The 22,649-nt window shown below is 66.4% G+C and carries 18 protein-coding genes, 5 tRNA genes and 1 pseudogene; all 24 read left to right on the top strand.

Features of this window, described 5'->3' with window-relative positions; genetic code table 11:
* The first annotated feature begins 44 nt into the window (after positions 1-44).
* Positions 45-869: an N-acetylmuramidase family protein gene (locus RMP06_RS19950; protein WP_310463540.1), complete on the top strand. Its 825-nt coding sequence runs from the start codon at positions 45-47 to the stop codon at positions 867-869.
* Positions 870-929: 60 nt separating this feature from the next.
* Positions 930-1,020: transfer RNA gene (locus RMP06_RS19945), tRNA-Ser, on the top strand.
* A 126-nt stretch (positions 1,021-1,146) separates the two neighbouring features.
* On the top strand, positions 1,147-2,037 hold the full coding sequence (locus RMP06_RS19940) for a dienelactone hydrolase family protein (protein WP_310463539.1): 891 nt from the start codon (positions 1,147-1,149) through the stop codon (positions 2,035-2,037).
* A gap of 103 nt (positions 2,038-2,140) precedes the next feature.
* Positions 2,141-3,043 (top strand): LysR substrate-binding domain-containing protein, encoded by a 903-nt coding sequence (locus tag RMP06_RS19935; protein ID WP_310463538.1) that lies wholly within the window; start codon positions 2,141-2,143, stop codon positions 3,041-3,043.
* Positions 3,040-4,464, top strand: coding sequence for a 3-isopropylmalate dehydratase large subunit (leuC, locus tag RMP06_RS19930; RefSeq protein ID WP_310463537.1), 1,425 nt, complete (start codon positions 3,040-3,042; stop codon positions 4,462-4,464). The genes RMP06_RS19935 and leuC overlap by 4 nt, the downstream gene beginning before the upstream one ends.
* A 33-nt stretch (positions 4,465-4,497) precedes the next feature.
* Positions 4,498-5,142 (top strand): annotated as a pseudogene (gene leuD, locus RMP06_RS19925) (3-isopropylmalate dehydratase small subunit); the annotation flags it as partial.
* Positions 5,143-5,188: 46 nt separating this feature from the next.
* A complete protein-coding gene (leuB, locus tag RMP06_RS19920; protein ID WP_310463636.1) occupies positions 5,189-6,295 on the top strand; it encodes a 3-isopropylmalate dehydrogenase in 1,107 nt (368 codons plus the stop codon).
* 85 nt (positions 6,296-6,380) lie between these two features.
* Positions 6,381-7,508, top strand: a complete 1,128-nt coding sequence (asd, locus tag RMP06_RS19915; RefSeq protein ID WP_310463536.1) for an aspartate-semialdehyde dehydrogenase — start codon at positions 6,381-6,383, stop codon at positions 7,506-7,508.
* 199 nt (positions 7,509-7,707) lie between these two features.
* On the top strand, positions 7,708-10,404 hold the full coding sequence (locus tag RMP06_RS19910) for a motility hub landmark protein FimV (RefSeq protein ID WP_473964761.1): 2,697 nt from the start codon (positions 7,708-7,710) through the stop codon (positions 10,402-10,404).
* Between the two features lie 37 nt (positions 10,405-10,441).
* On the top strand, positions 10,442-11,239 hold the full coding sequence (gene truA / locus RMP06_RS19905; protein WP_310463534.1) for a tRNA pseudouridine(38-40) synthase TruA: 798 nt from the start codon (positions 10,442-10,444) through the stop codon (positions 11,237-11,239).
* A gap of 67 nt (positions 11,240-11,306) precedes the next feature.
* Positions 11,307-11,993: a phosphoribosylanthranilate isomerase gene (locus RMP06_RS19900; RefSeq protein WP_310463533.1), complete on the top strand. Its 687-nt coding sequence runs from the start codon at positions 11,307-11,309 to the stop codon at positions 11,991-11,993.
* Between the two features lie 17 nt (positions 11,994-12,010).
* The gene (gene trpB, locus RMP06_RS19895) at positions 12,011-13,279 is read left to right on the top strand and encodes a tryptophan synthase subunit beta (protein ID WP_310463532.1); all 1,269 of its coding nucleotides are present in this window, start codon (positions 12,011-12,013) and stop codon (positions 13,277-13,279) included.
* Entirely contained in the window at positions 13,276-14,103 is an 828-nt protein-coding gene (gene trpA, locus RMP06_RS19890) for a tryptophan synthase subunit alpha (protein ID WP_310463531.1), read from the top strand. The genes trpB and trpA overlap by 4 nt, the downstream gene beginning before the upstream one ends.
* On the top strand, positions 14,100-14,972 hold the full coding sequence (gene accD / locus RMP06_RS19885; protein ID WP_293995296.1) for an acetyl-CoA carboxylase, carboxyltransferase subunit beta: 873 nt from the start codon (positions 14,100-14,102) through the stop codon (positions 14,970-14,972). Before trpA ends, accD begins: the two co-directional genes overlap by 4 nt.
* Before the next feature lie 83 nt (positions 14,973-15,055).
* Positions 15,056-16,381: a bifunctional tetrahydrofolate synthase/dihydrofolate synthase gene (gene folC, locus RMP06_RS19880; RefSeq protein WP_310463530.1), complete on the top strand. Its 1,326-nt coding sequence runs from the start codon at positions 15,056-15,058 to the stop codon at positions 16,379-16,381.
* A 59-nt stretch (positions 16,382-16,440) separates the two neighbouring features.
* Positions 16,441-17,409 carry an SPOR domain-containing protein gene (locus RMP06_RS19875; RefSeq protein ID WP_310463529.1) on the top strand — a complete coding sequence of 323 codons (969 nt, stop codon included), beginning with the start codon at positions 16,441-16,443 and terminating at the stop codon, positions 17,407-17,409.
* Between the two features lie 9 nt (positions 17,410-17,418).
* Positions 17,419-17,931 carry a CvpA family protein gene (locus tag RMP06_RS19870; RefSeq protein WP_310463528.1) on the top strand — a complete coding sequence of 171 codons (513 nt, stop codon included), beginning with the start codon at positions 17,419-17,421 and terminating at the stop codon, positions 17,929-17,931.
* Between the two features lie 99 nt (positions 17,932-18,030).
* Positions 18,031-19,551: an amidophosphoribosyltransferase gene (gene purF, locus RMP06_RS19865; protein WP_310463527.1), complete on the top strand. Its 1,521-nt coding sequence runs from the start codon at positions 18,031-18,033 to the stop codon at positions 19,549-19,551.
* Positions 19,552-19,592: 41 nt separating this feature from the next.
* Entirely contained in the window at positions 19,593-20,837 is a 1,245-nt protein-coding gene (locus tag RMP06_RS19860; protein ID WP_310463526.1) for an O-succinylhomoserine sulfhydrylase, read from the top strand.
* A complete protein-coding gene (gene gltX / locus RMP06_RS19855) occupies positions 20,834-22,228 on the top strand; it encodes a glutamate--tRNA ligase (RefSeq protein ID WP_310463525.1) in 1,395 nt (464 codons plus the stop codon). The genes RMP06_RS19860 and gltX overlap by 4 nt, the downstream gene beginning before the upstream one ends.
* Positions 22,229-22,273: 45 nt before the next feature.
* Positions 22,274-22,349, top strand: a tRNA-Ala gene (locus RMP06_RS19850).
* Between the two features lie 35 nt (positions 22,350-22,384).
* Positions 22,385-22,460, top strand: a tRNA-Glu gene (locus tag RMP06_RS19845).
* Between the two features lie 4 nt (positions 22,461-22,464).
* Positions 22,465-22,541: transfer RNA gene (locus RMP06_RS19840), tRNA-Asp, on the top strand.
* A gap of 6 nt (positions 22,542-22,547) precedes the next feature.
* Positions 22,548-22,623: transfer RNA gene (locus tag RMP06_RS19835), tRNA-Ala, on the top strand.
* Positions 22,624-22,649: the final 26 nt, after the last annotated feature.

Here is a 22,649-nt window from a genome sequence, read left to right as displayed (position 1 = left end):
CGATGAACGCTGATGGACCACGTTGCTGTCACAAGGAGAACCAGATGACCACGCTGCATGTCTCTTCCTCTACCGAGGCGACGCAGGCGCCGCCGGTCGCGCGCAAGCGCTCCGTTCGTCGCAAGTCAGTCGATGCGATCAACGCCGTCGACGGATTCCTGGATCCTGCCGGACAACTCGACAAACTCACGCCGGACGCGCCGGTGCCGACATCGCGCAAGCGTGGTGTGCCTGCCATGGCGGCGGCCGCAGGGCCGGCGATGCCCGCTGGTTTTTTCGACGCCTACACCGGTGCCATGCTGTCTGCAAAAGACCTGGCCGATGCGGCGCAGGTGCTGGGCTGCGAGGTGGCCGCGGTTCGGGCTGTGGCCGAGGTCGAGTCGCGCGGTGCGGGATTTGACGCTCTCAAGCGGCCGACCATCCTGTATGAACGCCACGTGTTCGCCCGGTGCACGGTGCCACCGGGGACGTTCGACGCCGCCCATCCCGATCTGTCGGGTCTGCACAATCCGTATCCGCGTGGCGGCTATGGCACCAGGGATCAGCAGTACGGCAAACTCGCCCGCGCCTTGCCGCTGGACCGGGATGCGGCGCTCAAGGCGGCATCCTGGGGGGTATTCCAGATCCTGGGCGAAAACCACAAGGCCTGCGGCTTCACGACGGTCGCCAGCTTCGTCCGCGCCATGACAGTCTCCGATGCCGAGCACCTGAAGGCGTTTGTCCAGTTCGTCCGCAACAACGCCAAGCTGCTCAAGGCCATCCGGAGCAGAAACTGGGCTGCTTTCGCCGAGGGCTACAACGGTCGGGACTATGCGACCTTCCAGTACGACCAGAAGATGGCGACCGCCTATGCCAAGTACGCAGGGTGATCGTTTGGCTGACAGGTTTACAGGTCGGCCGAAACTGCGCTATAGTCTCATCTCTTCGCCGGAGACGTGACCGAGTGGCCGAAGGTGCTCCCCTGCTAAGGGAGTATGTACCAAAAGTGCATCGAGGGTTCGAATCCCTCCGTCTCCGCCAGAATGGGTAAGCCCTGAAAAAACAAGTGAATACTTGTGATTTCAGGGCTTTTCTCGTTGTGGGCTTGTGTAGCGGAAGTCGTCGGGTATTGTTTTGGTCCTTGCCCGATCTGACTGGAGTGCTGACATGGAACGCCCCACCGCCCGCGATTTCGATCCTGCCGTCCTGAAGCTGTTCGACCAGTACGTGCATGGTCAGCTCAGTCGGCGAGGTTTCCTGGATGGCGCTGCCCGCTACGCCACCGCCGGCACGTCCGCAGCCGGATTGCTCGCCGCCCTGAGTCCGACATTCGCCGAGGCGCAGCAGGTTTCCCCGCAGGACGCCCGCATCCGCACCAGCCGCATCGAGGTGCCTTCACCGCAGGGACATGGCATGGTCAAGGGTCTGCTGGCACAACCGGCGCAGGCCCGCGAGAAAGTGCAGGCCGTGCTGGTGGTCCACGAGAACCGAGGACTCAATCCCCACATCGAGGACGTGGCGCGTCGATTTGCCGTCGAGGGTTTCACCGCCTTTGCACCCGACGCACTGGCTCCGCTCGGCGGCTACCCAGGCGACGAGGACAAGGCGCGCGAGCTGTTCCCCAAGCTCGACCAGGCCCGTGCCCGCGAGGATTTCGTGGCCGCCCACGGGCACCTGGTGACGCTGGCCGGCAGTGCCGGGCGGGTGGGCGCGGTGGGGTTCTGCTACGGGGGCACGGTCGTGAATTTCCTGGCGACCCGCCTGCCGACGCTGGCGGCCGGGGTGCCGTTCTATGGCGGACAGCCGACGGCGGCTGAGGCAGCGCGCATCCGCTCACCCCTGCTGCTGCACTACGCCGGTGACGACGAGCGCATCAATGCCGGCTGGCCCGCATACGAAGCCGCCCTGAAAGCTGTCGGCACCGCGTTCGAGGGCCATGTCTACCCGGGTGTGCAGCACGGCTTCCACAACGACACGACACCGCGCTACGACGCTGCGTCAGCCAAGCTGGCCTGGCAGCGCACGCTGGCGTTCTTCAGGCGTACGCTGGCGGCTTGATTCGGAGCGTCGGTGATTCGGGCGCAGCCTTCGCGCTGAACGAAGGCTGGCTCGTCGATTGCCGACCGTCAGCGCGGCCGGCTTGGGGCAAGATGGCGCTTCCATGCGCTTCGACCTCGTCACGCTCAACCTCGTCCTGGCGATCGCCGAGACACGCAGCATCACCCGCGGCGCCGAGCGCGAGCATCTGGCGCTTGCGGCGGCGAGCAAGCGGCTGAGCGACCTCGAAACCCGCCTCGGCGTGCAGTTGTTCGAGCGCCGCGCCCGGGGCGTCGAGCCGACTGCCGCCGGCCACGCGCTGCTGCGCCACGTCCGCAGCCTGCACGCCTCGCTGCACGCGATGGAGGACGAGGTCGCCGAATACTCGCGTGGCATCCGGGGCCACCTGCGCATCGTCGCCAACGCCTCCGCCATCGCCGAGTGCCTGCCGCCGGACCTCGCCGCTTTCTCGCGTGCGCACCCCGACATCCGCATCACGCTCGAAGACCAGACCAGCGCCGAGCTGCAGCGTTCGGTGGCCGAGGGTCGGGCGGACGTGGGCATCTTCGTGCCGCCGCGGCTGGAGTCGCGGCTGCAGACCTGGCACTACCGCGAAGGCACGCTGGTGCTGATCACGCCGCAGGGCCACGCGCTGGCCGATCGGACGCTGGTGCGCTTCGCCGACCTGCTCGACTTCGATTTTGTCGGGCAGCACACGGGCGCGGCGCTGCAGCAGATGCTCCTCGCCCACGCCACCGAGCAGGGCCGCCCGCTGCGCATGCGGATGCAGGTGCGCGGCTTCGACGCCATCGCGCAACTGGTCGAGGCTGGCCTCGGTGTCGCGCTGATGCCGTCCGCCGTGGCCGAGCGGCTGGCCCGGCTGTTCCGGCTGAACCGCATCGCGCTCGACGAACCCTGGGCGCAGCGCGAGTACCTTGTCGGCGTGCGCGAGCAGGAGGTTCTGCCTGCCGTCGTGCGCCGTTTTGTCGAATTCCTTTGCCCTCCAACGATCGAGAACCCCTCATGACCGGACGCACCCTCTACGACAAGCTCTGGGACGAACACGTCGTCCACACCGAAGAAGATGGCACCTCGGTGCTCTACATCGACCGCCACCTGGTGCATGAAGTCACCAGCCCGCAGGCGTTCGAGGGCTTGCGCCTGGCCGGCCGCCCGGTCTGGCGCACCAGTTCCATCGTCGCCACCGCCGACCACAACACGCCCACCACCGGCTGGGAACTCGGCTACGACGGCATCACCGACCCGATCTCGCGCCAGCAGATCACCACGCTGGACGCCAACATCAAGGCGTTCGGCGCGGCGGCCTACTTTCCGTTCATGGACGGCCGCCAGGGCATCGTCCACGTCATCGGCCCGGAGCAGGGCGCCACGCTGCCCGGCATGACTGTCGTCTGCGGCGACAGCCACACCTCGACGCACGGCGCGTTCGGTGCGCTGGCCCACGGCATCGGCACCAGTGAAGTCGAGCATGTGCTGGCCACGCAGACGCTGCTGGCCAGGAAGGCGAAGAACCTGCTGGTCAAGGTCGAAGGCACGCTGCCCTTCGGCTGTGGCGCCAAGGATCTCGTGCTGGCCGTCATCGGCAAGATCGGCACGGCAGGCGGAACGGGCTACACCATCGAGTTCGGCGGCACGGCGATCCGTGCGCTGAGCATGGAAGGCCGCATGACGGTGTGCAACATGGCGATCGAAGCCGGCGCGCGCGCGGGCCTGGTCGCCGTGGACGAGAAGACGATCGAGTATGTCAAGGGCCGGCCGTTCGCGCCAGCCGGTGTCGAGTGGGCGCAGGCAGTGGCCTACTGGTCCACGCTGCAATCGGACGCGGACGCGGTGTTCGACGCCGTGGTCGAGCTGGACGCTGCGCAGATCCTGCCGCAGGTCACCTGGGGCACCTCGCCCGAGATGGTGCTGGCGATCGACCAGCGCGTGCCCGATCCCGACAAGGAACGCGACCCCGTCAAGCGCGACGCGATCGAGCGGGCGCTGAAGTACATGGGCCTGCAGCCGAACAAGGCGCTGGCGGATCTGTACGTGGACAAGGTCTTCATCGGCTCCTGCACCAACAGCCGCATCGAGGACATGCGCGAGGCGGCGGCCGTCGTGCGCAAGCTCGGCAAGCGGGTGGCGGCGAACATCAAGGTGGCGATGGTCGTGCCCGGCTCGGGTCTCGTGAAGGCGCAGGCCGAGCGGGAAGGGCTGGACAAGGTCTTCAAGGCGGCCGGTTTCGAGTGGCGCGAGCCGGGTTGCTCGATGTGCCTGGCGATGAACGCGGACCGGCTGGAGCCGGGCGAACGCTGTGCCTCGACCAGCAACCGCAACTTCGAAGGCCGCCAAGGCGCCGGGGGCCGCACCCACCTCGTCAGCCCGGCGATGGCCGCCGCTGCCGCGCTGGAAGGCCACTTCGTCGATGTCCGCCGCCTCGGCTGACCCATTGAACGCCCCGACTCAAGGAATTTCGCCATGCAAGCCTTCACCGTTCACCAGGGCCTCGTCGCGCCGATGGACCGCGACAACGTCGATACCGACGCCATCATCCCCAAGCAGTTCCTCAAGTCGATCAAGCGCAGTGGCTTCGGCCCGAACCTGTTCGACGAGTGGCGCTACCTCGACGTGGGCCAGCCCGGCCAGGAACACGTCGTGCGCAAGCCGAACCCGGACTTCGTGCTGAACCAGCCGCGATACCAGGGCGCTTCGGTGCTGCTGGCGCGCAAGAACTTCGGCTGTGGTTCGAGCCGTGAACACGCGCCGTGGGCCTTGGACCAGTACGGCTTCCGCGCCATCCTCGCGCCGAGCTTCGCCGACATCTTCTTCAACAACTGCTTCAAGAACGGCCTGCTGCCCATCGTGCTGCCCGAGAGCGTCATCGCGAAGCTGTTCGACGAGGTCCACGCCTTCCCTGGCTACCGGCTGACGATCGACCTGCTGCGGCAGGTGGTGGTCAAGGGCGACGGCGAGGAGATCCCGTTCGAGGTGCAGGCCTTCCGCAAGTTCTGCCTGACCAACGGCTTCGACGACATCGGCCTGACGCTGCGCCACGCCGACAAGATCCGCGCCTTCGAGGCCGAGCGCTTGGCTGCCAAGCCGTGGGTCAACCACCGTCTGGTGGGTTGTGCCGAACCGAATCCGTACACGAAAGACTTTCCCCATGACCATGAAAATCGCAGTCCTCCCCGGCGATGGCATCGGCACCGAAATCGTCGCCGAAGCCGTCCGTGTCCTGAACGTGCTCGACCTGCCCTTCGAGCTGGAAGAAGCCAAGGTCGGCGGCGCCGCGTATGAAGCCCACGGCCACCCGCTGCCGGAATCGACGCTGAACCTCGCCAAGGCGTCCGACGCGATCCTGTTCGGCGCGGTGGGCGACTGGAAGTACGACACGCTGGAACGCTCGCTGCGGCCCGAACAGGCCATCCTCGGCCTGCGCAAGCACCTGGGCCTGTTCGCCAACTTCCGCCCCGCCATCTGCTACGAGCAACTGACCCACGCCTCGTCGCTCAAGCCCGAACTCGTCGCCGGGCTGGACATCCTGATCATCCGCGAGCTGACGGGCGACATCTACTTCGGCCAGCCGCGCGGGCGCCGCATCGCTACCGACGGCCATTTCCCCGGTGCCGAGGAAGCCTTCGACACGATGCGCTACAGCCGCCCGGAGATCGAGCGCATCGCCCACGTCGCCTTTCAAGCTGCCGCCAAGCGCAGCAAGCGCGTGACCAGCGTGGACAAGGCCAACGTGCTGGAGACCTTCCAGTTGTGGAAGGACGTGGTCACCGAGGTCCACAAGGACTACCCGGACATCGCGCTGGACCACATGTACGTGGACAACGCGGCGATGCAACTGATCAAGGCGCCGAAGAAATTCGACGTGCTGTTCACCGGCAACATGTTCGGCGACATCCTCTCGGACGCGGCGGCGATGCTGACCGGCTCGATCGGGATGCTGCCTTCCGCGTCGCTGAATGCGAAGGGGCAGGGGCTGTACGAACCCAGCCACGGCAGCGCGCCGGACATCGCCGGCAAGGGGGTGGCCAATCCTCTGGCTACAATCCTGTCCGCTGCCATGATGCTTCGCTACTCCCTCCAACAACCTGAAGCCGCCGACCGCATCGAGTCGGGGGTTCAGGCCGTGCTCGCCGCTGGCTACCGCACGCCTGACATCTGGTCGGAGGGAATGAAGCGCGTCGGCACACGCGAGATGGGTGATGCGGTCGTGGCCGCCGTCACCCAGGGCACGAAGGCCATCAAAGGCATTACCAAGAGCTGATCGGCTCCGCCTCGTCTCGCCCAGACCTCTCAACCCCGGCGATGCGAGTCGGCGGGGAAGGTCGAATTTCGAAAGAGGGCATCACATGAAACTCGTAGGATTGGTCGGATGGCGCGGCATGGTCGGCTCCGTCCTGATGGACCGCATGCAGGCCGAGGGCGATTTCGGCCTCATCGAGCCGCTGTTCTTCTCAACGTCCAACGCTGGCGGCGCGGCCCCGGCGATGGCGAAGAACGAGACGAAACTCCAGAACGCGCATGACATCGAGGCGCTCAAGCGCTGCGAGATCATCATCACGGCGCAGGGCGGCGACTACACCTCCGAGGTGTTCCCGAAGCTGCGCGCCGCGGGCTGGAACGGCCACTGGATTGATGCGGCCTCGACGCTGCGCATGGAATCCGACGCCGTCATCATCCTCGACCCGGTCAACATGCCGGTGATCAAGGATGCACTGGCCAAGGGCGGCAAGAACTGGGTCGGCGGCAACTGCACCGTGAGCTGCATGCTGATGGGCGTCGGCGCGCTCTACAAGGCCGGTCTGGTCGAGTGGATGAGCACGCAGACCTACCAGGCTGCCTCTGGTGGTGGCGCGCAGCACATGCGCGAGCTGCTGACGCAGTACGGCACGCTCAACGCCGAAGTGCGCGCGCTGCTGGACGACCCGAAGAGCGCGATCCTGGAGATCGACCGCAAGGTCATCGCCAAGCAGCGTGCGCTGACCTCGGCCGAGACCGCGAACTTCGGCGTGCCGCTGGGTGGCTCGCTGATCCCGTGGATCGACAAGGATCTCGGCAACGGCATGTCCAAGGAAGAGTGGAAGGGCATGGCCGAGACCAACAAGATCCTGGGTCTCGGCGAGGGCTTCGGCTCGGACGCGATCCCGGTGGATGGTTTCTGCGTGCGCGTGGGTGCGATGCGCTGCCACAGCCAGGCACTGACGTTCAAGCTGAAGAAGGACGTGCCCGTTGCCGATCTGGAGGCCATGATCGCGGCCGACAATCAGTGGGTGAAGGTGGTGCCCAATACCCGTGAGGCCACTGTCCGTGATCTGACGCCGGTAGCAGTGACAGGCACGATGACGATTCCGGTCGGTCGGATCCGCAAGCTGGCGATGGGCCCGGAGTATGTTGGCGCATTCACCATCGGGGACCAGTTGCTGTGGGGCGCGGCCGAGCCGCTGCGCCGCATGCTGCGCATCCTGCTGGACGCCTGATCGGTATTGCACGGTGCCCGTTGCCGACTGGCAACGGGCATATTTTCAGTGACGGTAATCGTGCGAGATGCTCGGAATGTCAGGCAGAGCATGAGCTTGTCTTTGTATCTGCTTGATGCTATTGTCTTTTCGGACATTTTGAGTCCTTGCTGAGCATTCGTTGCTCATATTGACTGGTGCGAAAAAACGGAATGGTTCCATGATTCGCAGCTTGGGAGACGCCTTGAATACCCAGACGAAGCGCACGGGGCGTTTGGCTCTGAGAGAAGTGGCGGCCGTGGTCGCGGTGATTGCAGCACTGGGTGCTGCACCATCGGCATGGTCCTTGAGTCTCGGCCGCTTGAGCGTTCAATCCGCCTTGGGCGAATCGCTGCGGGCCGAGATCGACGTCACCAGCCTCACGCCGGACGAATCCGCCAATCTCCGGGTGCGGGTCGCGCCGCCGGATGCCTACCGGATTGCCGGTGTGGATTACAACGCTGTCCTGCCTTCCACGTCGGTGTCGCTGCAACGCCGCGCCGATGGTTCACCGTATCTTCGCATCAGCAGTGATCGTTCGGTGCAGGAGCCGTTTGTTGACGTGATCCTGGAGCTGTCCTGGTCCAGTGGTCGTCTGCTGCGCGAGTACACGCTGTTGTTCGATCCGCCGTCGGTTGCCCGCGCACCGGCTGCACCGACCACGCCAGCCGTCGTCGCAGCGCCGGCACGTCCGAGCAAGGCTGAGCTGGCTGCGTCTGCAGCGGCCGAAGTTGTCGCTCGCGCCGAGGCGACGAAGCGGCCGGCCCCAGCACCGGTACTCACCGAGTCCGCGGAGCCTGCCCCGCTCGCGAAACCGCCCGCGCGCCGCTCTGTCGCGCCGCCGCCGGTTGCAACGGAATCGACTCCTGCCAGCAATGCGTCCGCTGGTGCCGAATACCGGGTCAAGTCGGGCGACACCTTGTCGATGGTCGCCAGCAAGCTGCAGGTCGAGGGCTTCTCCCTGGATCAGATGCTGGTCGGCCTGTACCAGGGCAACAGCCAGGCCTTCATCGGCAACAACATGAACCGGCTGCGTTCTGGCGCCGTGTTGAACGTGCCTTCTTCGCAGAAGCTCGGCAGCGTCGACGCGCGGGAAGCCCGCCGCCTCGTGCATGTGCAGAGTGCCAACTTCAATGCCTACCGGCAGCGCTTGGCGGGTGCCGTGCCAGAGCAGACCAAGCCGGTCGAGCCGACTCGCAAGTCTGGTGGTCAAGTCCGCACGGAGGTGGTCGACAGTGGTTCGGCCGGTGCGGCCAAGCCGGACCGTCTGCAGATCGACAAGCCGAAGACGGCTGGCAAGGGGCAGACCGCCGCGCCGGAAGAGGCCGTGGTCAAGCAGCGCGCCGAGAAGGAAGCCAGCTCGCGTGTCAATGAACTCGCGCGCAATCTGGATGAGCTGAAAAAGCTGCAGGCAGCGTCGGGTGCTGCGGCCTCCGGGTTGGGCAAGGCGGCTTCGGCTTCCGGATCCGCCGTGGTGACCGGAAAGACGCCCGACAAGCCGATCGAGATCGCATCGGCGCCGGTCCTCGCCAAGCCTGCAGCGCCGGCATCGGCCCCGATGGTGGCGAAGCCTGCCTCGGCGAAGGAGCCGCTGCCTGTTGTGGCATCGGCTCCGGCCGCAGCCAGCGCGCCGGCTGTTTCTGTGCCGCCTGCTGTGGCTGCAGCGTCCCGTCCGGCGATGCCGATGGACACGGCGCCTGTCGAAGAGCCCTCGCTGATTGAGTCGCTGTCCGAAAACCCGATGCTGCTGCCCGGCGCCGGTCTGATTCTGGCCATTCTGGCGGGTCTGGGGTATCACCGCCTGCGTGGCAAGAACAAGGACGAGGCCGGCGTTACCTCGTTCCTGGAGAGCCGGCTCCAGCCGGACTCGTTCTTCGGGGCGAGCGGTGGTCAGCGGGTTGATACCCGTGACGCGGCCGGGACGCCGTCCTCGATGAGCTATTCGCTCAGCCAGATCGACGCCATTGGCGATGTCGATCCCGTTGCCGAAGCGGATGTCTACCTGGCGTATGGCCGCGACCTGCAGGCCGAGGAAATCCTCAAGGAGGCGATGCGGGCCAATCCGGAGCGTCTCGCCATCCGCACCAAGTTGCTGGAGGTCTATGCCAAGCGCCGTGACACCAAGGGCTACGAACTGCTGGCGGGTGAGCTGTATGGCTTGACCGGTGGTCAGGGCGAGGACTGGGTCCGTGCGCAGGAACTGGGCCGTTCGATCGATCCGGAGAATCCGCTGTACGAGCAGGGTGGTCAGCCCAACTTGGGTTATGCGATGGAATCTGGCGGTGGCGAGATGCTGGGGGCCAGCACCATGCCGCAGTCGGTGGTGCCGTCGCCGTCTCGGTTCGAGAACAGCGCGATCCCCGACTTTGACCTGGGTGCCGATACGCCGTCGGGCAACTCGGCCTCCATCGACCTCGACATTTCGGTACCGGGTCCGATGGATGCACTGCCGCCGATCTCGGGTGCGTTCGGCTCGATCAAGCAAGGTGTGGCCGGTGGTGCCGTGTTTGGTGCGGCTTCGGCGGCAGCGAAGGATGCCGGCGACTTCGGTCACAGCAGCCTGGACTTTGAACTCCATGATCTGCCCGAGATCAGCGAGCCGATCACCGAAGCGGGTGATCTGCAGAAGATCGACATGGACGGCTTGTCGCTCGACTTCGATCTGCAGCCCACCACGTCACCGGGTGGCGTCGATGCCTACCCGATGCTGGGGGATGGCGAAGACGGTGATCCGCTGGCCCGCAAGATCGAGCTGGCCAAGGAGTTCCTCGATTTCGGCGATGCCGAGTCTGCACGCGACATGCTGCAGGAAGTGATCGAGAAGTCCGATGGCGACCTGCGTGCCAAGGCGCAGGCCATGCTGGACAAGCTGGCGTGACGCGCCGGTCGGCGCTTGTCCGGGCAGGTGAATCGCCTTGCGCCTTGCGCTAGGCATCGCCTACCGCGGCACCGCCTACCACGGCTGGCAAAGCCAGCCGGACGGCTGCACGGTGCAGGACCATCTGGAAAAGGCGCTGGCACAGTTTGCGGTGGTGCCGATCCAGACCCTGTGTGCAGGGCGCACCGATACCGGTGTGCACGGCCTCAATCAGGTGGTCCATTTCGACACGGACCGAGTGCGCGAGCCGCGTTCCTGGGTGCGTGGCACCAACCGCTATCTGCCAGATGACATCGCTGTCCAGTGGTGCGCTCCGGTCAGTGACGATTTCCATGCCCGCAACCTTGCCCGTGGGCGGCGTTACGCCTACATCGTGGTCGAGTCGCCAGTGCGACCGTCCATCGAGAAGGGCTCGGTCGGGTGGACCTTCCGGCCACTGGACGTCGACGCCATGCGGCGGGCTGCGGCTCACCTGATCGGTGAACACGATTTCTCTGCGTTTCGCTCTGCCGATTGCCAGGCGCTGTCGCCAGTCAAGCTGATGCGCGAGATCTCCATCGAGCGCCACGGTGCCTATTGGCGCTTCGACTTCGAGGCGGTGGCCTTCCTCCACCACATGATCCGCAACCTCATGGGTTGCCTGATCGCCGTGGGCACGGGTACCCGGCCAAGTGACTGGGTGGCTGAGGTGCTCGCCTCGCGCCAGCGCGAACGCGCCGCGCCGACCTTTGCCCCCGACGGGCTGTATTTCCTCGGTCCCCGCTACGATGCGCACCGTGGCTTGCCGACCCGAACAGCCAGCTTCGACTGGTTGCCTGGCGGCTGGGAACGCTGAGCCGGGTTCGCTGGATTCCCTCCCGCTTCCTGCCCGCCGTTTTTTTCCTTTTCGCTGGTGACGTCCGATGAGCGCTTCAAATGACCTTCCGGCAGCGGCTCGTGCTGCCCGCACCCGCATCAAGATCTGCGGCCTGACCCGGGAGCAGGATGTGGATGCGGCGGTGGCGTCGGGTGCTGATGCCATCGGATTGGTGTTCTATGCCCGCAGTCCTCGGCATGTGTCGCTGGACCGTGCTGTGCAACTGGTGCGGCACCTGCCGCCGTTCGTGACGCCGGTCGGTCTCTTCGTCAACGCCGAAGCGGCGCAGATCGCCGAAGCCTGTTTGGCCATTCCGACCCTGCTGCTGCAGTTCCACGGAGATGAAACTCTCGCGCAGTGTGAAGCTGCTGGCCGTCCCTATCTGCGCGCCGCTCGCATGACACCTGGCTTCGATTTGTTAAACTTTGCACAGTCTTACTCCAGCGCCCAGGCCATCCTGCTCGACGCCCACGTCGAAGGGTATGGCGGTGGCGGAAAGGTTTTCGATTGGTCTCTCATCCCGTCAGACGTGTGCCGTCCGGTCGTTTTGTCTGGTGGGTTGAATGCTGCCAATGTGACCGATGGCGTGCTTCGCGTGCGGCCCTGTGCCGTGGACGTGAGTTCCGGCGTTGAAATCGGCAAGGGCGTCAAGGACGCTGCGCTGATGCGCCAATTCTGCGAAGCCGTTCGCGAAGCCGATGCCCGACGGGCGGACGCCGACAGCGGATACTGAAATTCCCGAGAGTCACCATGTTTTCATACGACCAACCCGATGCCCGCGGGCATTTCGGGGTCTACGGCGGCAGCTTCGTCGCTGAAACCCTCAGTCATGCGCTCGACGAATTGCGTGGGGCCTACGAGCACTACCGCCACGACCCCCAGTTCATCGCTGAATTCCGCCGGGAACTCAAGCATTTTGTCGGACGCCCCAGCCCGGTTTACCACGCCGACCGCATGAGCCGCGAGATGGGCGGCGCGCAGATCTACCTCAAGCGCGAGGACTTGAACCACACCGGCGCGCACAAGGTCAACAACACCATCGGCCAGGCGCTGCTGGCCAAGCGCATGGGCAAGCCGCGCGTGATCGCCGAGACCGGCGCGGGCCAGCACGGCGTGGCGACCGCCACGATCTGTGCGCGCTACGGCATGGAATGCGTGGTCTACATGGGCTCGGAGGACGTCAAGCGCCAGAGCCCGAACGTCTACCGCATGCACCTGCTCGGCGCCCGTGTCGTGCCGGTCGAGTCCGGCAGCAGGACGCTGAAGGACGCGCTCAACGAGGCGATGCGCGACTGGGTCACCAACGTCGAGAACACCTTCTACATCATCGGCACGGTGGCGGGCCCGCATCCGTACCCGGCGATGGTGCGCGACTTCCAGAGCGTCATCGGCACCGAGTGCCTGACGCAGATGCCAGACATGATCGCGGAGCTGGGCGGGCCGGCCGGCCGGCAGCCGGACGCGGTGGTCGCCTGCGTGGGCGGTGGCAGCAACGCGATGGGCATCTTCTACCCCTACATCCCGTTCGAGGCTACGCGCCTGATCGGTGTCGAGGCGGCGGGCGAGGGCATGGACACGGGCAAGCATTCGGCCTCGCTGCAACTGGGCAAGCCGGGTGTGCTGCACGGCAACCGCACCTACATCCTGCAGGACGCCAATGGCCAGATCACCGAGACGCACTCCGTGTCGGCTGGGCTGGACTACCCCGGCGTGGGCCCGGAACACGCCTACCTGAAGGACATCGGTCGCGCCGAGTATGTCGGCATCACCGACAAGGAGGCGCTGGAGGCCTTCCACTACCTCTGCCGCACCGAGGGCATCATCCCGGCGCTGGAGTCGAGCCACGCGGTCGCCTACGCGATGAAGCTGGCGAAGACGATGCGCCCCGACCAGCACATCCTGGTCAACCTGTCCGGCCGCGGCGACAAGGACATCGGCACCGTCGCCGACCTGTCGGGCGCCGATTTCTACTGCCGCCCGTCGTGCCGCGGGCAGAGCGTCAAGGGAGGTGCGCTGTGAGCCGCCTCCAGACCACCTTCGCGCGCCTGGCCGCGCAGGGCCGCAAGGCGCTGATTCCCTATGTCACCGCGGGGGATCCCTACGCGGATGTGACCGTTGACCTGATGCACGGCATGGTCGAGGCCGGCGCCGACGTGATCGAGCTCGGGGTGCCGTTCTCGGACCCGATGGCCGATGGTCCCGTGATCCAGCGCGCCAGCGAGCGGGCGCTGCTCAAGCAGATCAGCACGGCGAACGTGCTGGCGATGGTGCGTGCCTTTCGCGAGACCGATGCCACCACGCCGGTCGTGCTGATGGGCTACGCCAATCCGGTCGAGTGCTACGGTCCGGACCGCTTCGTCGACGACGCGAAGAAGGCGGGCGTCGATGGCGTGCTGGTGGTGGACTACCCGCCGCAGGAGTGCGAGGCGTTCGCCGCCCGGCTGCGCGCGGCGGACATGGACGCGATCTTCCTGCTCGCGCCGACCTCGACCGATGCGCGCATGGCCGAAGTCGGCCGCATCGCCACGGGCTACGTCTACTACGTCTCGCTCAAGGGTGTGACCGGCGCTGGCCACCTCGACACCGATGCGGTCGCACGCATGGTGCCGCGCATCCGGGCGCAGGTGAGCGTGCCGGTGGGTGTCGGTTTCGGCATCCGCGACGCGGCGACGGCCGTGGCGGTGGCCCGGGTATCGGACGCGGTCGTGATCGGTTCCCGTATCATCCAGTTGATTGAACATGAACCGCGCGAGCGGGTGGTGCCGGTGGCTGCCGGTTTCCTCCGCGAGATCCGTGCGGCGTTGGACACGCTCCAAGGAACAACCCCAGGAGAACGCGCATGAGTTGGCTCGACAAGCTGCTGCCCCCCAAGATCCAGCAGACCAAACCCAGCGAACGCCGCACGGTGCCGGAAGGCCTGTGGGTCAAGTGTGCATCCTGCGAGACGGTGCTCTACAAGACCGACCTCGAAGGCAACCTCAATGTCTGTCCGAAGTGTGGCCACCACCACCGCATCGACGCCCGCGCCCGCCTCAACGGCTTCCTGGACGACGAAGGCCGCTACGAGATCGGGCAGGAAGTCCTGCCGGTCGATGCGCTGAAGTTCAAGGACAGCAAGAAATACCCCGAGCGCCTCAAGGAAGCGATGGAGTCCACCGGGGAGACCGATGCGCTGGTGGTCATGGGCGGCTCGGTGCTGAGCATTCCGCTGGTCGTCGCGGCCTTCGAGTTCGACTTCATGGGCGGCTCGATGGGCTCGGTGGTCGGGGAGCGTTTCGTGCGCGGTGTCGAGACGGCGATCGAGCAGAAGGTGCCGTTCGTCTGCTTCACCGCCACGGGTGGGGCGCGCATGCAGGAAGGGCTGCTCTCGCTGATGCAGATGGCCAAGACCAATGCGTCGCTGACCCGCCTCGGCAAGGCGAAGCTGCCCTACATCAGCGTGCTGACCGACCCGACCATGGGCGGTGTCTCGGCCGGGTTCGCCTTCGTGGGCGATGTGGTCATTGCCGAACCCAAGGCGCTGATCGGTTTTGCCGGCCCGCGCGTGATCGAGAACACCGTGCGCGAGAAGCTGCCTGAAGGCTTCCAGCGCTCGGAGTTCCTGATCGAGAAGGGTGCGCTGGACATGATCGTGGACCGCCGCGAGCTGCGCCAGACCGTGGCCCGCCTGCTGGCCATGCTGCAGCGGCAGAGCGCCGACGCGGTGTCCTGAGTCCGCTTTCCAGCCGCCATGTTTGCCGGGGGCGTCGCGAGACGCCCCTTCGGTTTTTCGACGAGAACACTCCGCAGACCCCCATGCCGACCGCCACGCCCCAGACCCTGTCCGACTGGCTCGCCCACTGCGAGCGTCTGCACCCCGTGACCATCGAACTCGGCCTGGACCGGGTGCAGCGCGTGCGCGAGCGAATGGGCCTGCAGTTCGACGTGCCCGTGTTCACCGTGGCGGGCACCAACGGCAAAGGCTCGACCTGCGCCATGCTCGAAGCCATCCTGCTGCAGGGCGGTTACCGCACGGCGGTCTACGGCTCACCGCATCTGGTGCATTTCGAGGAACGACTGCGCCTGAACGGCGACGTGGTGCAGGCCGAGGTGCTGCTGCCGCATTTCGCTGCGGTCGAGGCGGCGCGCCAGGGCGAGTCGCTGACCTATTTCGAGTTCACGACGCTGGCCATCCTGCATTGCATGGCGGCGCAGCCGCTGGACGTGGTGATTCTCGAAGTCGGTCTGGGCGGGCGGCTGGACGCCGTCAACATCATCGACGCCGACTGCGCCATCATCACCAGCATCGACCTCGACCACATGGACTACCTCGGCCCGGACCGCGAGTCGATCGGCCGTGAAAAGGCCGGCATCATGCGGGCCGGCCGGCCTGTGGTCGTGTCCGACCCCGTGCCGCCACGCAGTGTCATCGAACACGCCGAAGCCTTGGGCGCGGACCTGTGGCTGTTCGGCCGCGACTTCAACTATTCGGGCGACCGCCAGCAGTGGGGCTGGAGCGGGCGAGGGCGGCGCTACAACGCGATGGCCTACCCGGCGCTGCGTGGTGCGAACCAGCTGATCAACGCCGCGGGTGTGCTCGCCGCACTGGATGCGCTGCGGCCGCGCCTGTCGGTGCCGGCGCAGGCGGTGCGCAACGGACTGGCGCTGGTCGAGCTGCCGGGGCGTTTCCAGGTCGTGCCGGGCCAGCCCACGCTGGTGCTCGATGTCGCACACAACCCGCATGCGTCCGCCGTGCTCGCGCAGAACCTGGACCAGATGGGCTACTTTCCGCGCACGCATGCCGTGCTGGGCGCCATGGCGGACAAGGACATCGCGGGCCTTGTCGGGCCGTTGCTGCCGCTGGTCGATGTCTGGCACCTCTGTGGTCTGCCGACCCCCCGTGCGGCCACGGCCGACGCGCTGCGTGTGGCCATCGAATCGGCGCGTGTGTCGCGACCCGCTGGCTCAGCGCCGTTGCCGGCGGCGGTGTTGCACTGCAACACAGGACCGCAGCAAGCACTGAACGCTGCGCTCAAGGGCGCCGACCCCACTGATAGAATCGTCGTTTTCGGATCCTTCCATACCGTCGGCGGTGTCTTGCAACACGGATTGCCGCGTCTGGGCGCCGCGCACGTCGGCTGACACGCCCGACTTGACCGCCGCTCACCTCCCCGACCAACGCGGCCTGATGGCTGAACCAGATGGGTTTGTTTTCCTTTCTCCAGCGCAAGAAAACGCCGGTACCCGAGACCCGCAAGCGCACACCACCTCCCCAGGATCCCGTCACCGTCGAGGCGCTGCGCACCCGTGCGCGTCGGCGTCTGATCGGGGCGGCTGTGCTGGTCGGTGGGGCGGTCGTCGGCTTGCCTACGCTGTTCGACAAGCCCCCGCGCCCGGCTGATCAGACCTTCAAGGTCCGCATGGCGGCACCGGACGGCGCGGTGGCCGTATCGGTCAAGGCGGCTGCGCCTGGCACGGCGCCGCAGTCGGTGGCTGCTGCGTCGGCGTCGTCCTCGGTGTCGGGTGCTGCCGGTTCGACCATCTCGCTGGCGACCGCTGCAGGCACGGCGGCGATTGGCATGCTGCCCGGCACTGGCAAGAAACCCCGCGCGGATGAAGCCATCATCACCGAGCCGAAATCCGACCCGAAAGCCGAAGCCGATGCGCGTGCCGACCGGATCGCCCGCGAGAAGATCAAGGCCGACAGGCTGAAGGCGGACAAGGCCCGCGAAGCCGAGAAGGTGCGTGAGGCCGAACAGGCGCGCGAAGCGGAAAAAACCCGCTTGGCCCGCGCTGCCAGGAAGGCCAAGGAAGCCAAGGACGCGCAAGACGCCCGCGACGCTGCAGAGGCGCGCCGCGAGGCTGCCCGCAAGGCGAAGGATGTCAAGGAGGCGAAGGCCGCCAAAGCCGCCAAGGCGGACAGCGATGCCGACAAGCCCCGCCGCTATGTCATCCAGGCCGGCTCCTTCGCCGAAGCCGGGGCGGCACGTGAGCTGGGTCGCCGCATCGGCAAGCTGGGGCTGGATTCGCATGAACAGCATGTCGAGACCGCCGCCGGTTCGGCCCGGACGCGGGTGCGCCTGGGTCCGTTCAACTCCAAGGAAGAAGCCTTGCGTGCTGCTGCGAAGCTCAAGGCCGCCGGCCTGAACGCAGCGGTGCTGCCGCTCTGAGGCCGGATCATGCTCGCCGACCTCGGGTGGATCGATCTGACGATGCTGGCGGTGCTGGCCTTGTCGGTGGTCGCCGGGATGTTGCGCGGGCTGGTCAGCGAAGTGATGTCGCTGGCGGGTTGGGTGGTGGCGTGGCTGCTGTCGCAGGCTTGGGCGCTGGATGTGGCGCTGGCGCTGCACATCGGCGAGCCGGGGGGGCAGATCGCCCGCCTGTCCGGTTTGGTGATCACGTTCGTCGCGACGCTGCTCGCGTGGCGCGTGCTGACCTGGCTGCTGCAGCAGGTGATCCACGCGACGCCGTTGGCGCCGCTCGACCGCTTGCTGGGCGCGGCGTTCGGCGTGCTGCGCGGCGGGCTGATCTTGCTGGTGGCCGTGATGATGCTGGGCCTGACGCCGATGGCGCGCCAGCCGTCCTGGCAGGTGTCAGCCGGTGTGCGCTGGCTGACGGCCGCGCAGGCCGTGCTGGCACCGTGGCTGCCCGGCGACTGGCGGCCACTGCCGAGCCCCTCGGCACCAGGCTGAGCCGCAACGAATACACGCAATACACGCAGCACAAACGGGGATGACCGCGCTGTCCAGCCCGGTGTCCGTTGGGAATTACTTGAACAGATGGAGTGAGCGATGTGTGGCATCGTCGGTGTGATTTCCAAGTCACCAGTGAACCAGTTGATCTATGACGCGCTGCTGCTGCTGCAGCACCGCGGCCAGGATGCCGCCGGCATCGTCACGGCCGTGGGCACGAAGTTCTTCATGCACAAGGCCCGCGGCATGGTGCGCGATGTCTTCCGCACCCGCAACATGCGCGCGCTGCCCGGCACGCTCGGCCTCGGCCAGGTCCGCTACCCGACCGCTGGCAACGCCTACAGCGAGGAGGAAGCGCAGCCCTTCTACGTCAACGCCCCATTCGGCGTGGTGCTGGTCCACAACGGCAACATCACCAACGCCCACGCGCTGAAGACGGAGCTGATCGACATCGACCGCCGCCACCTCAACACCGAGAGCGACACCGAGGTGCTGATCAATGTCCTCGCCCACGAGTTGCAGGCGGCCGCACAGGACCTGCCCCTCACGCCCGTGGAAGTGTTCAAGGCGGTCAGTGCGGTCCACCGCCGCGTCAAGGGCTCTTATGCCGTGGTGGCGCTGATCGCCGGCTACGGGCTGGTGGCGTTTCGCGATCCGAATGGCATCCGCCCGCTGTGCCTGGGTTCGGCGGAAGCCTCCGGCCAGGGCACCGAGTGGATGGTGGCCAGCGAGTCCGTCGCCCTCGAAGGCAACGGTTACCACCTCGTGCGCGACGTGGCGCCTGGCGAGGCACTGTTCATCACGCTCGAAGGCGAGCTGCACAGCCAGCAGTGCGCGGTGTCGCCGTCGCTGCATCCGTGCGTGTTCGAGTTCGTGTACCTGGCGCGCCCGGACTCGGTGATCGACGGCATCTCGGTCTACCACGCCCGCCTGAACATGGGCGAGACGCTGGCGCAGCGCGTCATCAGCACGATGCCGCCGTCCGACATCGACGTGGTGATCCCGATTCCCGAGTCGAGCCGTCCCTCGGCGATGCAGCTTGCGCAGCGCCTGGGCAAGCCCTACCGCGAAGGCTTCGTCAAGAATCGCTATGTCGGCCGCACCTTCATCATGCCGGGCCAGGCCACGCGCAAGAAGAGCGTGCGCCAGAAGCTCAACGCCATCGGCATGGAGTTCAAGGGCCGCAACGTGCTGCTGGTGGACGACTCGATCGTGCGCGGCACCACCTCGCGCGAAATCGTGCAGATGGCCCGCGAGGCCGGTGCGAACAAGGTCTACATGGCCTCGGCCGCGCCGCCGGTGCGCTACCCGAACGTCTACGGCATCGACATGCCGACCTCGGCCGAGCTGATCGCCCACGGCCGCACGATGGACGAGATCCGCGACTACATCGGCTGCGATGCGCTGATCTACCAGGACGTGGACGCGATGAAGCGCGCGGTGTCGTCGCTGAATCCGTCGCTGGCGGGGCTGGAGGCGTCCTGCTTCGACGGGCACTACATCACCGGGGATGTGACCGCGGCCGATTTCGAGGCGATGAAAACCCAGCGCGCCGCCCAGCCGCAGGACGAGGAAGCGGGCGACCGTGGCCGTCTGGCGCTGCCGAATCCGAGCACCTGATCTTCTGGACTTCTGGACTTCTGGACTTCTGGAGACCTGCCATGCGCAGCCGTGACCATACCGACCCGAAGCGCCTGCCGCGCGTGGACCTGCCCTTGGATGCGCGGCTGGACACGCTGGCCGTGCGCGAAGGCTTGCCGACAACGCCCTGGGGCGAAAACTCCGAGGCGCTGTTCCTGACCAGCAGCTTCGTGCATCCGGACGCGGCTACGGCGGCCGCCCGGTTCGCCCAGGAGGAGGAGGCGTTCGTCTACAGCCGCTTCACCAACCCGACGACCATGATGATGGAGCGCCGCCTGGCTGCGCTCGAAGGCACTGAAGCCTGCATCGCCACGTCGAGCGGCATGTCGGCGATCCTGCTGATGGTCATGGGGCTGCTGAAGGCGGGCGACCACGTCATCTGCTCGCAGAGCGTGTTCGGCTCGACCATCAAGCTGCTGCAGGGCGAGTTCGGCAAGTTCGGCGTGTTGACCACGTTCGTTTCGCAGACGGACCCGGCCGAGTGGCAGGCGGCGATCCAGCCGAACACCAAACTGCTCTTCGCCGAGACGCCGAGCAACCCGCTGACCGAGGTCTGCGACATCCGCGCGCTGGCCGACATCGCGCACGCCGCGGGTGCGCTGCTGGCGGTGGACAACTGCTTCTGCTCGCCGGCGCTGCAGCGGCCGGCCGATCTGGGCGCCGATCTCATCATCCATTCGGGCACCAAGTACCTGGACGGGCAGGGCCGCGTCATCGCTGGTGCGGTCTGCGGGCCGGCGGCGCTGATCGACGGGCCGTTCATGGCGGTGATGCGCTCGGCGGGGATGTGCTTGTCGCCATTCAACGCCTGGGTGGTGCTGAAGGGGCTGGAAACGCTGTCGATCCGCATGGAGGCGCAGGGCGCGCGGGCGCTGAAACTGGCGGAGTGGCTGGAAGCTCAGCCGCAGGTGGCGCGGGTGTTCTACCCCGGTCTGCCGTCGCACCCGCAACACGCCCTGGCCATGGCGCAGCAGAGCGGCAATGGCGGCGCGGTGGTCAGCTTCGTCGCGCGCGGCGACACGCCAGAGCAGGCCCGTGCCAACGCCTTCGCGGTGATCGACGCGACGCGGATCTGTTCGATCACGTCCAACCTCGGCGACACCAAGACCACCATCACCCATCCGTCGAGCACCTCGCACGGGCGCCTCACCGAAGCGCAGCGCCTGGCCGCCGGCATCACGCAGGGCATGATCCGCGTCGCCGTCGGGCTGGAGCACGTCGAAGACCTGAAGACCGACCTCGCACGTGGCCTCGCCCTGATATGACACAAGTCCGCACCCGTTTCGCGCCGTCCCCCACCGGCTTCATCCACTTGGGCAATATCCGCTCGGCCCTGTATCCGTGGGCCTGGGCGCGTGCCACTGGCGGCGTCTTCGTGCTGCGCATCGAGGACACCGATGTCGAGCGGTCCTCGCAGGCCGCGGTCGATGTCATCGTCGAGGGGATGAAGTGGCTGGGCCTGGACCACGACGAAGGGCCGTTCTACCAGATGCAGCGCATGGACCGCTACAAGGCGGTGCTGGCGCAACTGGTGGCCGAGGGCTGGGTCTATCCCTGCTACATGGCCATGGCGGAGCTGGACGCATTGCGCGAACGGCAGATGGCCAACAAGGAAAAGCCGCGCTACGACGGCACCTGGCGGCCGGAGCCGGGGAAGGTGCTGCCGCCGGTGCCAGAAGGTGTGAAGCCAGTGCTGCGCTTCAAGACGCCGCAGGGTGGTTCGGTGGTCTGGGACGACAAGGTCAAGGGCCGCATCGAGATCAGCAACGACGAGCTGGACGATCTGGTCATCGCCCGCCCGGACGGGACGCCGACCTACAACTTCTGCGTCGTGGTGGACGACATCGATATGCAGATCACCCACGTGATCCGCGGTGACGACCACGTCAACAACACGCCGCGCCAGATCCACGTCTTCCGCGCCCTGGGTGTCGAGCCGCCGGTCTATGCCCACTTGCCGACCGTGCTGAACGAGCAGGGCGAGAAGATGAGCAAGCGCCACGGGGCCAAGCCGGTGACCCAGTACCGCGACGAGGGTTATCTGGCCGACGGCGTGGTGAACTACCTTGCCCGGCTGGGCTGGAGCCATGGCGACGACGAGATCTTCAGCCGCGAGCAGCTGGTCGAGTGGTTCAACCTCGACCACCTCGGGCGGAGCGCCGCGCAGTTCGACGAGGCCAAACTGCGCTGGGTGAATGCGCAGCACATGAAGATCTGCGGCAACGTGGTGCTGGCGGATCTGGTGGCCACGCAATTCGCCAGCCGGGGTCTGACCGTGGTGGCCGACGAACGGCTGGCGGCGATGTGCGCCTTGTTCAAGGACCGCTGCAGCACGACAGTCGAGCTGGCCGACTGGCTGTCGGTTTACTTCGTCGATGTGCAGCCGAGCGACGCGGATCTGGCGCAGCATGTCAACGACGTGTCGCGCCCGGCGCTCATCGCGCTGCGCGATCGGCTCGCCGAGCTGCCGAGCTGGGACGCGCCGTCGATCAGCCAGGCCATCAAGCAGACCATTGGCGAGCTGAAGGTGAAGATGCCCCAACTGGCGATCCCTCTGCGGGTGCTGGTGTGCGCGCGGACCCAGACGCCACCGGTCGATGCCGTGCTGGCCTTGTTCGATAAAAATACCGTGCTCAAACGCTTGCAAGGTATCTGAATTCCTTTCATAATCGCGTTCTCGCTTGAACAACGAAGCGCCCGAGGGGGTATAGCTCAGCTGGGAGAGCGCTTGCATGGCATGCAAGAGGTCAGCGGTTCGATCCCGCTTACCTCCACCATCAAAGCGCTTCGTGGTTCATCGAAAAAGTTTGAAGACTCCTTCGTCTAGAGGCCTAGGACACGACCCTTTCACGGTCGTTACAGGGGTTCGAATCCCCTAGGAGTCGCCACTGCGGAGTGGTAGTTCAGTTGGTTAGAATACCGGCCTGTCACGCCGGGGGTCGCGGGTTCGAGTCCCGTCCACTCCGCCACCATTTGGGGGTATAGCTCAGCTGGGAGAGCGCTTGCATGGCATGCAAGAGGTCAGCGGTTCGATCCCGCTTACCTCCACCAAATTCCTTTTTGATGGTTTGATTGAC

It is taken from the genome of Sphaerotilus sp. (assembly GCF_031429695.1).
Lineage (GTDB): Bacteria > Pseudomonadota > Gammaproteobacteria > Burkholderiales > Burkholderiaceae_C > Sphaerotilus.
The sequence above is the reverse complement of the archived record's forward strand: the minus strand, read 5'-3'. Positions and strand labels throughout refer to the sequence as shown.